Genomic DNA, 13,894 nt, shown 5'->3' with positions numbered 1-13,894 from the left:
CCAGTTGGAGGGATTAACTATTAATCAGTCAATTATAGGATAAGGGGAAAGTCAATTTTGATGGCGTACAAGTGAGAGCTGCTATGAAGAAAACCTGTCGTATTGCCGCTATCCCCGGAGATGGCATTGGTAAAGAAGTCCTGCCTGAAGGCATTCATGTGTTACAAGCGGCCGCTGAGCGCTGGGGGTTGTCGCTCAGCTTTGAGCAAATGGAATGGGCCAGCTGCGAGTACTATATGCATCACGGCAAGATGATGCCCGATGACTGGCATGAACAGTTGAAATCCTTCGATGCTATCTACTTTGGTGCGGTCGGCTGGCCGGACACTGTACCGGATCACATCTCACTATGGGGCTCGTTGCTCAAGTTTCGTCGGGAGTTCGATCAATACGTCAACCTGCGTCCGGTACGCCTGTTTCCTGGTGTTCCTTGCCCACTGGCGGGTAAGAAACCTGGCGACATTGATTTCTACGTTGTACGTGAAAACACCGAAGGCGAGTATTCATCACTGGGTGGGCGCGTAAGCGAGGGTACCGAACATGAAGTGGTCATTCAGGAGTCGGTCTTCACCCGTCGCGGCGTGGATCGTATATTGCGTTACGCTTTCGAGCTGGCGCAAAACCGCCCACGTAAAACCCTGACCTCGGCGACCAAATCCAATGGCCTGGCTATCAGCATGCCTTACTGGGATGAGCGCGTTGAAGCTATGGCGGCTCACTATCCCGAGATCCGTTGGGATAAACAGCATATCGACATTCTGTGCGCCCGCTTTGTGATGCAGCCAGAGCGTTTTGACGTGGTGGTCGCCTCTAACCTGTTTGGCGACATCCTGTCCGATTTGGGACCTGCCTGCACTGGCACGATTGGCATTGCACCTTCGGCAAACTTAAATCCGGAACGAACCTTCCCATCGTTGTTCGAACCGGTCCACGGTTCGGCCCCGGATATCTACGGCAAGAATATTGCTAACCCAATTGCCACCATCTGGGCTGGTGCGATGATGCTGGATTTCCTTGGCAACGGCGATGCGAATTATCAGGCGGCCCACGATGGCATTCTGGCTGCGATTGAACAGGTTATTGCCAGCGGCCCGAAAACGCCGGATATGAAAGGCAATGCCACCACTCAACAGGTAGCTGACGCTATCTGCCGGGCACTGCGTTAGAGGTCAAACCACGGAATATGAGCCGCGTCACTGACGCGGTTTTTTTATGTGTTCTGTACGTCAAATAACCTGCGTGAATTCACCTTTTATTATTTCCGTTCCGTGTTTTATTGCTTCACGCATCAGGCAATTGTTTAATTCATGTAAAGAACAAATAATAAAATTGTTAAATACGAAGCGACAAAATCTTACCCTACAGCATGATAACAACGACAGGCTAATGCCAAACGCGGGCGACTATGCCCAGGAGATCATCCATGTTGAGCAACGTAAAGAAAAAAGATGTGCCACTGATAGCCATCAGCCTGGTGGCTATTCTTTTTATCGCCGCCACACTCAGTTTCTTCCCTCAGCAGTCTGCACAAGTTGCAAATACCATTTTTAACGGCGTGACCCGAATGCTGGGTTCCGCCGTGCAGATCCTGGTCCTCATGGCCATGGGGCTGGTTGTCTGGCTGGCCACCAGCAAATACGGCAATATTCGCCTCGGTGAAGGTAAAGCGGAATACAGTACCCTTTCCTGGCTGTTTATGTTTATTTGCGCTGGATTAGGCTCCTCCACGCTCTACTGGGGGGTTGCTGAATGGGCCTATTACTACCAAACGCCGGGGCTGAACATCGCCCCACACTCACAAAAGGCCCTGGAATTCAGTCTGCCTTACTCCTTTTTCCATTGGGGGATCAGCGCATGGGCGACCTACACGCTGGCCTCGTTAACCATGGCCTACCATTTCCATGTGCGTAAAAATAAAGGCTTGAGCCTGTCCGGGATAATTGCTGCTATCACCGGCGTTCATCCACAGGGCGTATGGGGAAGACTGGTCGATTTGATGTTCCTGATCGCCACCGTCGGCGCGTTAACCATCTCCCTGGTCGTTACCGCTGCAACCTTCACTCGTGGTTTATCAGCACTTACCGGTTTACCGGATAACTTCACGGTGCAAGCCTTTGTGATCCTGTTCTCTGGCGGCATTTTCTGCCTGAGCTCCTGGATTGGCATCAACAATGGTCTGCAACGTCTGAGCAAAATGGTCGGCTGGGGGGCATTTTTACTGCCGTTGGTGGTACTGATTGTCGGCCCAACCGAGTTCATCACCAATAACATCATCAACGCTATTGGCCTGACGACACAAAACTTTTTGCAGATGAGTCTGTTTACCGATCCACTCGGTAACGGTGAGTTTACCCGCAACTGGACGGTGTTCTACTGGCTGTGGTGGATCTCCTACACCCCGGGCGTCGCTATGTTTGTCACGCGCGTATCCCGCGGTCGCAAAATTAAAGAGGTTATCTGGGCATTAATCCTCGGTAGCACCGTTGGCTGCTGGTTCTTCTTCGGGGTGATGGAGAGCTACTCTATCCATCAGTTTGTCAATGGCGTGATTGATATCCCGCAGATCATGGCAACGCAGGGCGGAGAAACGGCTGTGCAGCAGGTACTGATGTCACTGCCTGCCGGGAAGCTGTTCCTGGTCGCGTATCTGGCCATCATGATTATTTTCCTTGCCTCGCATATGGATGCTGTGGCCTACACCATGGCAGCCACCAGCACACGTAATCTACAGGAAGGGGATGATCCTGAACGTGGCTTACGTTTGTTCTGGTGTGTGGTCATCACATTAATTCCATTATCAATTTTATTCACCGGTGCGTCTCTGGAAACAATGAAGACCACGGTGGTACTGACCGCCCTTCCCTTCCTCGCCATCCTGTTGGTAAAGGTCGGCGGTTTTCTTCGCTGGGTACGGCAGGATTATGCCCATGTTCCTGCTCACCAAATTGAAAGTCATCTTCCCGAAGCACCGGGCGACGCGCCTGTCACGCCACCGGCTGGGACACTACTCAAAGGCGGCAATTAAGCGCCAGTCAAAAATCTTCTTACTCACAAATTAAAGGTAATCCAATGAGCAATCTGAGCCCTGAGTTTATTCTGCCGCAAAATTTTTGTGCCAATCCGCAGGACGCCTGGACTATCCCGGCACGGTTCTATACCGACCAGCAGGCTTTTGAACACGAACAAGAGAACGTGTTTGCCAAAAGCTGGATTTGTGTTGCCCACAGCAGCGAACTGGCAAAGCCAAATGACTATGTCACGCGTGAAGTGATTGGTGAGAACATCGTGCTGGTGCGTGGCCGCGATAATGTACTGCGCGCATTCTACAACGTCTGCCCGCATCGTGGTCATCAACTGCTGAGCGGCGAAGGGAAAGCCAAGAACGTGATTACCTGCCCCTACCACGCGTGGGCATTCAAACTTGATGGCAATCTGGCTCATGCCCGTAACTGTGAAAACGTCGCCAACTTTGACAGTGAGAAGGCTCATCTGACACCAGTGCGACTCGAAGAATATGCCGGTTTTGTATTCATCAATATGGACCCGAACGCCGGTAGCGTTGAAGATCAGCTTCCGGGACTGGCAGCCAAAGTCGTCGAGGCCTGCCCTGACGTGCACGATCTGAAACTCGCCGCGCGTTTCACTACCCGCACGCCGGCCAACTGGAAAAATATCGTTGATAACTATCTGGAGTGCTACCACTGCGGTCCGGCCCACCCTGGTTTTTCCGACTCAGTACAGGTTGACCGTTACTGGCATACCATGCACGGCAACTGGACGCTGCAATACGGTTTTGCCAAACCCTCTGAACAATCGTTTAAGTTCGAAGAAGGTGTTGATGCTGCGTTCCACGGCTTCTGGTTGTGGCCGTGCACCATGCTTAACGTCACGCCAATCAAAGGCATGATGACCGTTATTTATGAATTCCCGGTGGATGCAGAAACCACACTGCAAAACTACGACATCTATTTCACTAATGAAGAGCTGACCGAAGAGCAAAAAGCGCTGATCGAATGGTATCGCAATGTCTTCCGCCCTGAGGATTTACGCCTGGTTGAGAGCGTACAAAAAGGTCTGAAATCACGTGGCTATCGTGGACAGGGACGCATTATGGCGGATACCAGCGGTAGCGGAATCTCCGAACATGGCATTGCCCATTTCCATAACCTGGTCGCTCAGGTGTTTCAGAATTAATCAGTGAAGGAGTTAGTCATGACCGTTTTTCAGACTTCACTTTTTCGCCAGCAGGCGTTTATCGCCGGACTGTGGTGTGATGCCGATGACAGTAACACGTTGTCGGTCAGCAACCCGGCAACAGGGGCCGTTCTGGGACAAATTCCCAACATGGGAACGTCAGAGGCGCAACGCGCCATTGATGCCGCCTCTCAGGCGCTTCCTGCCTGGCGGGCAATGACCGCAGCCCAACGTTCCACGTTGCTTAAAGCCTGGCATCATTTAATTCTCGACAACAAAACGGCGCTGGCGCAAATCATGACCGCCGAGCAGGGCAAACCGCTGGCTGAGGCGGAAGGAGAGATTGTCTATGCCGCGTCGTTTATTGAGTGGTTTGCCGAGCAGGCTAAACGTACTAATGGCGAGATTATCCCCTCGCCTGCGGCGGATAAACGGTTGATGGTTATCCGTCAGGGTATCGGTGTCTGCGCGGCAATAACACCATGGAACTTCCCTGCGGCAATGATCACCCGCAAAGCCGGTCCCGCGCTGGCTGCAGGTTGTACGATGGTAGTAAAACCGGCCAACGAAACACCGTTTACCGCTCTGGCGCTGGCAGAACTTGCACGTCAGGCCGGTATTCCGGCGGGTGTTATCAATGTCGTGACCGGAAAGTCCCGCGAAATTGGTGCATTGTTCACCGCAGACGATCGCGTACGCAAACTGTCGTTTACCGGCTCTACCGAGGTAGGGCGCGTACTGATGCGCCAGTGTTCCGATTCTATCAAAAAGGTTTCACTGGAGCTGGGCGGCAACGCGCCGTTTATCGTATTTGAGGACGCGGATCTCGACAAAGCCGTTGAAGGCGCGCTGGTGGCTAAATTCCGCAATGCCGGACAGACCTGTGTTTGCGTGAACCGTTTTTACATTCATCAGGCTGTTTATGACGCGTTTTGCGAGAAATTCGTGGCCCGGGTCGCCGCTCTGAAAGTCGGCAACGGTGAGCAACCCGGCGTACAAACCGGTCCGCTGATCAATAGCACCGCCGTCGACAAAGTGCAGTCGCTTCTTGATGACGCGCTGACGCGGGGCGCCACGCTGTTAACCGGGGGTCAACGCCATGCTCTGGGAGGAAACTATTTTACGCCCACCGTCATCGGCAACGTGCAGCCGGGCACGCAGTTGCTCCAGGAAGAGATATTAGGACCGGTCGCCGCGCTGGTGAAGTTTGAAGATGAACAGGATGCGATCCGCCAGGCAAATGACACCATTTATGGACTGGCATCCTACTTCTACAGCAATGATGCCGCACGCATCTGGCGTGTTTCAGAGCAACTGGAGTATGGCATGGTCGGTATTAATACCGGACTGATCTCGAATGAAGTCGCCCCTTTCGGTGGTGTGAAGCAATCAGGGCTGGGGCGAGAAGGTTCTGAACACGGTATCGAAGATTACCTGGAGATGAAATATCTCTGCCAGGGGCTGTAACGACAGATTCCGGCGCGCCGGGTAACCCGCGCCGGACAGATTTTTTAGGGAGTGCCGCAATGTCTGAATATCAAATGCGAGAAGTTCAGGTCAGTCAGATTGAAACGATTACCGCGCATGTAAAGCGCTTCACCTTAACGGCTGCCTCAGGCGATCCGTTGCCTGCGTTCCAGGGCGGCAGCCATATCATCGTGCAGATGCACGATGGCGAAAATCTCTATAGCAACGCGTACTCGCTGATGAGCTCGCCGTTGGATACCCGCACCTGGCAAATCGCTGTGCGCCTGGAGGAGAATTCCAAAGGCGGCTCACGATACCTGCATCAGCAGGTCAAACCCGGCGATACGCTGACGATTTCCACGCCCAATAATCTTTTCGCCCTCGAACCGCAGGCGCAAAAGCATTTGTTAATCGCTGGCGGCATCGGTATTACGCCCTTCCTGTCGCAGATCCCGGAACTCGAAAGCGCCCAGGCACAGTGGCAGCTACATTACTGTTCACCCAGCCCTGAAAACTGCGCGTTTCATGATGAACTGAAACAGCACCGCCAGGCCAATCGCATTCATCTGCACCTTTCGAGTGAAGGCACACGCCTCGACCTGGCACGTCTGCTTGCCGATGTAGAACCCGGCACCCATATTTATACCTGCGGCCCGGCCGCGCTTAACGATGCCGTAAGAAGCGAGGCCGCCCGCCACGGTCTGGATAACAATACGCTGCATTTCGAGCAATTTGCGGTAGAAGATAAAAGCGGTGATGCTTTCACCCTCGTGCTGGCACGTTCCGGACGTGAGTTTGTCGTTCCGCAAGAGATGACGATTCTGCAGGTTATCGAAAATAACAAAGCTGCCAGAGTCGAGTGCCTGTGCCGTGAAGGCGTGTGCGGTACCTGTGAGACGACGATTCTTGAAGGGGAAGCGGATCACCGCGATCAATACTTTAGCGACGACGAAAAAGCCAGCCAGCAGAGCATGCTTATTTGCTGTTCACGTGCCAAAGGCAAACGCCTGGTGCTTGATTTGTAGAATTTAACCGACCGGATAAGCGATGGACTCCCCGGTCGGCCTGCTCGCTTACTGTGGATAGTCCAGCAGCAGCGTCTTGAGGCGGTCGGCCATCAGTTCGCCACGCCAACCGGAAATCAGCTCCGGCAGGGACGCCTGCGGCTTTAATTTCCAGTGCCAGTTGAGCAGTTGGTTGATTTGACGACGCGAAGCAAGGAGTTCCACGCTAAGATTCTGCTCCGCACTCACATCGGCCACCAGGGCTTTAATGGCTTTGAATGCCTTGCGATAACCCGGCATATCCATCAGATTCAGCAACGGTTGCGGCAGCGACTCTTCCGGTAAGGCCTGTGCCTTTTCTACCAGGGAGATCAGCGTCTTGCCGTGGAAGCGAATTTCGCTCCCGGAAAGTCCCAGACTATCCAGCTCGCCCAGACTGCCCGGCATATAACGGGCCACCGCCCACAGATGCTCTTCACGCACCACGAAGTTTACCGCCAGATCGCGCTCACGCGCTTTGCGCAACCGCCAGTCGGCAAGCAGTTGCAGACAGGCGAGCTGACGGGTACGCAACTGCCAGGCATTGGTAATTTCTCGCCACGCATCTTCGGGTGCCAGAATTTCCTGACGACGCTGTTGCATCAAACGACATTCGTCCAGCGCAGCGGGCAGCCAGCCGGATGCATCGGTTTCTGCCATCAGTTTTGTGGTGATCGGTAATAAATACCAGACATCTGCCGCCGCATACTCGCACTGCCGCTCAGTCAGCGGTCTGGCCAGCCAGTCGGTACGTGATTCACTTTTATCCAGCACCACCCCGGTGAACTCTTCCACCATCGCAGCAAAGCCCCACGACAGTGGGCGCCCACAAAAGGCAGCCAGAATCTGTGTATCGATCAGTGGTTGCGGGAGCTCACCAAACGTGTTGAGAAACACTTCGAGGTCTTCACTTCCGGCATGCAGGAATTTGGTGATCGCAGTGTTACGCAGGATATCGCGCAGCGGCGACCAGTCGGTGATCCCCTGCGGGTCAATCAGAGCAACGTGTTTGCCATCAAACAGCTGGATCAGTCCCAACTGCGGGTAGTAGGTACGCGTGCGAACAAATTCGGTATCCAGGGCTATCGCCGGAAATTCACGAACGGCTTCGCACAGCGTGGCCAACGCGTCGTCCGTGGTGATCATTTGATAATTCAAATCGTGCTCTCTTAGGTTTTCGCCAAAAAAAACGCCGGATTATCCGGCGCTTTCTGCTGGCTGTCTTAACGCTCAGCCTTTATTGTCCACTTTGCCGCGCGCTTCGTCACGTAATTCTCGTCGCAAAATTTTACCGACGTTAGATTTCGGCAACTCATCACGGAATTCCACCAGCTTCGGTACTTTATAGCCCGTCAGGTGACGACGGCAGAAAGTAACCAGCGCTTCATCGGTTAACGAGGCGTCTTTCTTCACCACGAAAATTTTCACCGCTTCACCGCTGCTGCCTGATGGAACGCCAACGGCAGCCACTTCCTGCACACCTGGATGTTGCATCACCACGTCTTCAATTTCGTTCGGATAGACGTTAAAGCCGGAGACCAGGATCATATCTTTCTTACGATCAACAATACGCAGGAAGCCTTCATCATCCATCACCGCAATATCGCCGGTGTGCAGCCAGCCGTCTTTGACGATTTCGTCTGTGGCGTCTGGTCGCTGCCAGTACCCCAGCATCACCTGCGGACCTTTCACGCACAGTTCGCCCGGTTCTCCCGGTGGCACTTCGTTGTCGTCATCATCCACCAGTTTGACCTCGGTAGACGGAACCGGTAACCCGATACTGCCGCTATGGTAGTCGATATCGTGAGGGTTGACGCTCACCAGCGGAGCGCACTCCGTCAGGCCATAGCCTTCCAGCAGATACTGCCCCGTCAGCTTCACCCAACGTTCCGCTACCGCCTGTTGAACCGGCATCCCGCCGCCTGCAGAAAGGTGCAGTGACGAGAAGTCCAGTTGCTGGAACTCTTTGTTATTCAGCAGCGCGTTAAACAGCGTGTTAACGCCGGTCATCGCGGTGAAGGGATATTTCGCCAGCTCTTTTACCAGTCCGGGAATATCGCGCGGGTTGGTAATCAGCAGATTTTGACCGCCCAGCTCAATAAACAGCAGGCAGTTCATCGTCAGCGCAAAAATGTGATACAGCGGTAGAGCTGTTACCACCAACTCTTTGCCCGGATGCAGCAACGGACCATAGGTGGCATTAACCTGCTCCAGGTTAGCCAGCATGTTACGGTGCGTGAGCATTGCGCCTTTCGCCACACCGGTGGTACCACCGGTATACTGCAGGAAAGCCAAATCTTCTGACACGACTTCCGGCTTCACATACTGCATGCGGTAGCCGTTTTGCAGCGCACTGCGAAACGAGATGGCATCCGGCAGGTGATATTTCGGCACCAGACGCTTGATATATTTCACGACGAAGTTAACCAGCGTCCCTTTGGCGGTGGACAACTGATCGCCCATACGCGTCAGGATCACGTGTTGAACTGAGGTCTTATCGACCACTTTCTCCAGCGTGTGAGCAAAGTTAGAGACGATGACGATCGCCGATGCACCGCTATCGTTGAGCTGATGTTCCAGCTCGCGAGGCGTGTACAGCGGGTTCACGTTCACAACTATCATGCCAGCACGTAAAATCCCAAACAGTGCAACGGGATATTGCAACAGGTTGGGCATCATCAGTGCCACGCGATCGCCCTTTTTCAGTCCAAGTCCTTGTTGCAAATAAGCCGCGAATGCCCGACTGCGCTCTTCGAGTTTGCGGAAGGTCATCACCTCCCCCATGTTCATAAACGCGGGTTGATCGGCATACCGTCTTACTGAGTGTTCAAAGAGTTCCACCAGGGATTGATAACGGTCAGGATTGATCTCCGCGGGAACACCAGCGGGATAACGGTTAAGCCAAACCTTTTTCAATACATCACCTCTAAAATGCGTATTCGTCGTCATCACAACCCCAGGCAATAAACAAACTGTTAACATAATATTAACTCAGCGTACCAGTTTGTTTATTACACAACGACAAGGTTGCGAAGCACGTCACTATTTATTTTTCTTATATCCACGTTAATGCAGAAACAGCGGACGAGCCGCTGTTTCTTTTATCATTAAAACAAAGAGTTACTCTGTTACTATCGTCTGAACCTGCGCGGGACCGGGATTGTACCATCCCCATCCGCCGTAGCCACCGTAAGGCCAGCCACGCGCACCGTAGAACCAGGGGTCAATCGGCTGCGGAGGCATGACAATCTGCTGAGTAATATGCCAGCGTTTATAACCGGTTACCTGCATCAGCATGAACTTATACGGTGTACTACCTATTTTTCCGTCCACAGTTCCGCTAATGGGTCCGACGACGGTGACCAGTTGACCACGAAAATCTACCGGGTCGAGAAAACCGTTAACATCGGCATAAATTCGCCCGCGTGACGCTTCGCCCAGAATCGGTCGTGCCCCGCTATCGAGCGGCATAGTGGCGATCTCCAGTCGGGATTTCCCCTGCTGGTTTTGAATATCCACCACCTTACCGCCAAAACGTGCTTCTTGTCCGACGTACAACTGCGGCGCATTCATCACCCGCACCAGATCCTGCTGCGGTGTCGGGCTCGAACCTTTAATCGCATCCGGGATGGTGACGCAGCCGCTTAGCGATAACGCCAATACGCCTGCCAGTACACCTTTCAATAACTGCTTTTGCACCACCATATTGCGACTCCCTTTTCTTAGCCTCTGCCCGGACATGTTCGCGATGCTGTGTATTGACATCAGTGCGAATTTACCAGGGATGTACTACTAAGATTCATTCTTTACCGGGAAGTTTCTTCCACGCCACGGTGTTACGTAAATAAACCGGTTCAGCATGTTCAACCGCCACGGTCTTACCGGCAGCCAGCATTTGCGTGGCGACAGGCAGCATATCTTCTGCCGCAGGAAGCAATACGTCGCCATCGTTCAGCATCAGACCACTATCTTTGCCGAGTTCAGGCCAGGCTGGCCAGCCCGTGCCAACGGTTACCCAGTCGCCAGAAAGCTGCAGCAGGCGATCGTGTACCTGCTCCGGCGTTAACACCGCTTCTGTCTCTTCGCCGTGCCAGATGCCATCTTCATCACGCTGGTATTCAGCCCAGTACACTTCACCCATACGCGCATCAATCGCGGCCAGTACGCGGGTAGCGCCCGATTTACGCCAGGCCCCCTGTGCCATTGTCGCGAGAGTGGAGACGCCGATCATCGGTAAATTCGCGCCTAACGCCAGCCCCTGGGCAATGCCAATCCCAATACGGACACCGGTGAAACTACCGGGACCGCGCCCAAATGCCAGGGCGTCAATGTCGGTTAACGTGAGATCGCCAGCGGCCAGGATTTCCTCGACCATCGGTAAAATTCGTTGGGTATGTTCTCGTGGGCAAAGCTCGAAGTGAGCCTTGATAGTACCGTCATTCCACAGGGCAACAGAGCACGCCTCTGTGGCGGTATCGATAGCCAGAATTCGCATGGGTGTTTGTGATCAGATCAATAAATTTGGCGCGCATCTTACCACACTCCGTAACAAATTACTCAGTCGTTGGTATGGCAAGAAAGCGAACCGCGCGAGCTATGTCACGCGTCCGCGGCGCAGGAGGAAGACTCGCCAGGAAGGTGGCGCCGTATGGCCGCATAACCAGACGATTGTCGCAAATCACCAGCACGCCGCGATCGTCGGCATCACGTATCAGACGCCCTACCCCCTGCTTCAGGGTGATTACCGCATCCGGCAACTGCACGTCTTCAAACGGATCGCCGCCGCGCAGGCGGCAGTCCTCCATTCGCGCTTTTAACAGCGGGTCATCCGGCGAGGTAAACGGCAGTTTGTCGATAATGACTAGCGACAGCGTATCGCCACGCACGTCTACCCCTTCCCAGAAGCTGCTGGTGGCGACCAGTAATGCATTACCTGCGCTGACAAACTGCTGTAACAGTTGCCCTTTACTGGTTTCGCCCTGCAGCAACACGGGAAGCGTCATGGTGGCGCGGAATTGTTCCGCCAGATCGCGCATCATCGCGTGCGAAGTGCACAGCATAAAGCAGCGACCGTTGTTCGCTTCAATAATGGGACGCAGCATGGAAGCCAACTGCCGCGCAGCCCCCGGCTGGTTGGTTTGCGGGAGATTACGCGGCACGCACAGCAGCGCCTGGCGCGTGTAATCAAATGGACTCGGCAATAACATCGACTCGGCATCTTCAATCCCCAACCTCGCGGTGAAATGATGAAGGTCATCGTTTACCGACAGCGTCGCGGAAGTAAAAATCCAGCAGCCCGGCTTTTGTTCCATCACTTCTTTGAATTTATCCGCCACAGTGAGCGGCGTCAGCGCGAGCGTAAAATGGCGGGAGGTGCATTCATACCAGTAGCTGAAGCCTGGCTGGTTGATCTCTTTCAGACGCTTCAGGCGCGCACGGTAAAGCGTGGCACGTTCAAACGCAGCATCCAGCAAGGCAGAACGGCCGAGAGACAGCTTCGCCACGTCATAACAGAGCTCAAGTGTGTCATCGAGCAGCAAAAACGCGCGCTGCACACGTTGGTCAGCCAACAGCTCTCGTAGGTTTCCACGATAGCCGGGCTCGCCGAGCTGTAGGCGAAAGTCCTGCGCGCTTTGCGCCAGCCGGTCCGCGCATTTTTGTAACTGCTGGGTGTCTTTCAGCTCGGTGCGATAGGCAATGGTGATGTCTTTTGCCAGATCCAGCAGTTGGCGACTGGAAAGCGATTGACCAAAGTACTGGCTGGCGATATCCGGTAGCTGATGGGCTTCATCGAAGATCATCACGTCTGCCTCGGGGATTAATTCACCAAATCCACTCTCTTTCACCACCATATCAGCGAGAAACAGATGATGGTTCACCACGACGACATCCGCTTCCATCGCCTTCTTGCGCGCTTTAACGACAAAGCACTCTTTATACAGCGGGCAGTCGCTGCCAAGGCAATTATCGTTTGTGCTGGTTACCAGCGGCCAGGCCTGAGAGTCTTCCGCCACGCTGACGCAGGTGCTGATGTCGCCATCAAGCGTTTGATTTGACCATGAGCGCAGCAGTATGACATCGCTTAACGTTTGTACCGGTAGATCACCACCCGCCAGCGCCTGCTGTTCGAGGCGTTCCAGACACAGGTAGTTGGAGCGCCCTTTTAGCAACGCCAGCTTACCGGTGAATTTCAGTGCCTTGGCAACGGTGGGAAGATCGCGACTGTAGAGCTGATCCTGCAACGCTTTCGATCCCGTCGACACAATCACTTTCTTTCCAGCGCGAAGCGCTGGGGCGAGGTAAGCGTACGTTTTACCTGTGCCAGTGCCGGCTTCTACAACAAGCGGTTGTGATTTTTCAATGGCATGACTGACAGCAATCGCCATCTGTCGCTGTGGTTCACGCGGTTTAAAACCCGGTATCGCTTTAGCCAATTGACCGTCTGCTGCAAAATCGTCCGTCACACTGCCCCCTGTTCATTTGAACAGGGATTATGTCAGGCCAGCGGGTCTTTCGCCAGTTGAAGAGGTGACGCGGGCGCAACATTATGGCAGTCTTGGCGCAATCTGAAGCCCATGAAGAAAAATGCAAATAAGGAATGATTTATGACGATTGTGCGCATTGATGCTGAAGCTCGTTGGTCTGACGTGGTTATCCATAACAACACGTTGTACTACACCGGCGTGCCGGAGAATCTGGATGCAGACGCTTTTGAGCAAACGGCAAATACGCTGGCGCAAATTGATGCGGTGCTGGAAAAACAGGGTAGCGACAAGTCACGAATCCTTGATGCCACCCTTTTTCTGGCGGACAAAAGTGATTTTGCCGCCATGAACAAAGCCTGGGATGCGTGGGTCGTTGCCGGTCACGCGCCAGTACGTTGTACCGTTCAGGCCGGATTGATGAACCCGAAATACAAAGTCGAGATCAAGATTATCGCTGCGGTTTAAGCGGCGCTACTCGTCTTCATCTTCAAAACGCGCCACGATCCGTTCACCGGTATGGCTGGCGCGTAGCTCTTCAGCAACCAGAGCAATCGCCTGTCCGCTGCTCATCCCCTGCGACATCAGTTCCTGAATCCGCTCTACTGCTTTTTGCTGCTGCTCATGACTGAGTGAAGGTAAACCTGCAAACATTGTTAACTCCTGCTAAATTGTCTGCGCTAATTATTTCATGCTACCGGGCAGTTA

12 protein-coding genes are annotated in these 13,894 nt (G+C 53.6%); 6 read left to right on the top strand and 6 right to left on the bottom strand.

All coding sequences use genetic code 11. The features are described 5' to 3' along the window. The first annotated feature begins 83 nt into the window (after nt 1-83). From SK32_RS03890 to SK32_RS03870, 5 genes are all read left to right on the top strand, one after another. Nucleotides 84-1,166 (top strand): tartrate dehydrogenase, encoded by a 1,083-nt coding sequence (locus SK32_RS03890; RefSeq protein WP_048211418.1) that lies wholly within the window; start codon nt 84-86, stop codon nt 1,164-1,166. Between the two features lie 257 nt (nt 1,167-1,423). After that, nucleotides 1,424-3,025: a BCCT family transporter gene (locus tag SK32_RS03885; RefSeq protein WP_048211417.1), complete on the top strand. Its 1,602-nt coding sequence runs from the start codon at nt 1,424-1,426 to the stop codon at nt 3,023-3,025. A gap of 44 nt (nt 3,026-3,069) precedes the next feature. Further along, complete coding sequence (yeaW, locus tag SK32_RS03880; RefSeq protein ID WP_048211416.1) at nt 3,070-4,194, top strand: carnitine monooxygenase, oxygenase subunit YeaW; 1,125 nt, start codon at nt 3,070-3,072, stop codon at nt 4,192-4,194. A gap of 18 nt (nt 4,195-4,212) precedes the next feature. Further along, complete coding sequence (locus SK32_RS03875; protein WP_048211415.1) at nt 4,213-5,661, top strand: NAD-dependent succinate-semialdehyde dehydrogenase; 1,449 nt, start codon at nt 4,213-4,215, stop codon at nt 5,659-5,661. Between the two features lie 59 nt (nt 5,662-5,720). Beyond that, a complete protein-coding gene (locus SK32_RS03870) occupies nt 5,721-6,686 on the top strand; it encodes a PDR/VanB family oxidoreductase (RefSeq protein ID WP_048211414.1) in 966 nt (321 codons plus the stop codon). 48 nt (nt 6,687-6,734) lie between these two features. Here SK32_RS03870 and rnd read toward each other — a convergent pair whose 3' ends face one another. From rnd to SK32_RS03845, 5 genes are all read right to left on the bottom strand, one after another. Further along, nucleotides 6,735-7,850, bottom strand: a complete 1,116-nt coding sequence (gene rnd, locus SK32_RS03865; protein ID WP_048211413.1) for a ribonuclease D — start codon at nt 7,848-7,850, stop codon at nt 6,735-6,737. Between the two features lie 84 nt (nt 7,851-7,934). After that, entirely contained in the window at nt 7,935-9,620 is a 1,686-nt protein-coding gene (gene fadD / locus SK32_RS03860; RefSeq protein WP_005122193.1) for a long-chain-fatty-acid--CoA ligase FadD, read from the bottom strand. Nucleotides 9,621-9,824: 204 nt separating this feature from the next. Next, nucleotides 9,825-10,409 (bottom strand): Slp family lipoprotein, encoded by a 585-nt coding sequence (locus tag SK32_RS03855; RefSeq protein WP_048211412.1) that lies wholly within the window; start codon nt 10,407-10,409, stop codon nt 9,825-9,827. Between the two features lie 94 nt (nt 10,410-10,503). Continuing rightward, a complete protein-coding gene (gene tsaB, locus SK32_RS03850) occupies nt 10,504-11,199 on the bottom strand; it encodes a tRNA (adenosine(37)-N6)-threonylcarbamoyltransferase complex dimerization subunit type 1 TsaB (protein ID WP_048211411.1) in 696 nt (231 codons plus the stop codon). A 58-nt stretch (nt 11,200-11,257) separates the two neighbouring features. Continuing rightward, on the bottom strand, nt 11,258-13,168 hold the full coding sequence (locus SK32_RS03845; RefSeq protein WP_048211410.1) for a DNA repair helicase YoaA: 1,911 nt from the start codon (nt 13,166-13,168) through the stop codon (nt 11,258-11,260). A 141-nt stretch (nt 13,169-13,309) separates the two neighbouring features. On the opposite strand from SK32_RS03845, the gene SK32_RS03840 reads away from it, so the two are divergent. Beyond that, nucleotides 13,310-13,654, top strand: coding sequence for a RidA family protein (locus SK32_RS03840; protein ID WP_005122186.1), 345 nt, complete (start codon nt 13,310-13,312; stop codon nt 13,652-13,654). A 6-nt stretch (nt 13,655-13,660) separates the two neighbouring features. On the opposite strand, the gene SK32_RS03835 is transcribed toward SK32_RS03840, so the two are convergent. Further along, entirely contained in the window at nt 13,661-13,840 is a 180-nt protein-coding gene (locus tag SK32_RS03835; protein ID WP_003020986.1) for a YoaH family protein, read from the bottom strand. Nucleotides 13,841-13,894 lie beyond the last annotated feature (54 nt).

Source organism: Citrobacter sp. MGH100, assembly GCF_001034465.1.
GTDB classification, from domain to species: domain Bacteria; phylum Pseudomonadota; class Gammaproteobacteria; order Enterobacterales; family Enterobacteriaceae; genus Citrobacter; species Citrobacter youngae.
The sequence above is the reverse complement of the archived record's forward strand: the minus strand, read 5'-3'. Positions and strand labels throughout refer to the sequence as shown.

Excerpts from the sequence above, each read along its gene's own strand:
- SK32_RS03890 (WP_048211418.1), top strand. The coding sequence starts at position 84 with ATGAAGAAAACCTGTCGTATTGCCGCTATCCCCGGAGATGGCATTGGT.
- SK32_RS03885 (WP_048211417.1), top strand. The coding sequence starts at position 1,424 with ATGTTGAGCAACGTAAAGAAAAAAGATGTGCCACTGATAGCCATCAGC.
- yeaW (WP_048211416.1), top strand. The coding sequence starts at position 3,070 with ATGAGCAATCTGAGCCCTGAGTTTATTCTGCCGCAAAATTTTTGTGCC.
- SK32_RS03875 (WP_048211415.1), top strand. The coding sequence starts at position 4,213 with ATGACCGTTTTTCAGACTTCACTTTTTCGCCAGCAGGCGTTTATCGCC.
- SK32_RS03870 (WP_048211414.1), top strand. The coding sequence starts at position 5,721 with ATGTCTGAATATCAAATGCGAGAAGTTCAGGTCAGTCAGATTGAAACG.
- rnd (WP_048211413.1), bottom strand. The coding sequence starts at position 7,850 with ATGATCACCACGGACGACGCGTTGGCCACGCTGTGCGAAGCCGTTCGT.
- SK32_RS03855 (WP_048211412.1), bottom strand. The coding sequence starts at position 10,409 with ATGGTGGTGCAAAAGCAGTTATTGAAAGGTGTACTGGCAGGCGTATTG.
- tsaB (WP_048211411.1), bottom strand. The coding sequence starts at position 11,199 with ATGCGAATTCTGGCTATCGATACCGCCACAGAGGCGTGCTCTGTTGCC.
- SK32_RS03840 (WP_005122186.1), top strand. The coding sequence starts at position 13,310 with ATGACGATTGTGCGCATTGATGCTGAAGCTCGTTGGTCTGACGTGGTT.
- SK32_RS03835 (WP_003020986.1), bottom strand. The coding sequence starts at position 13,840 with ATGTTTGCAGGTTTACCTTCACTCAGTCATGAGCAGCAGCAAAAAGCA.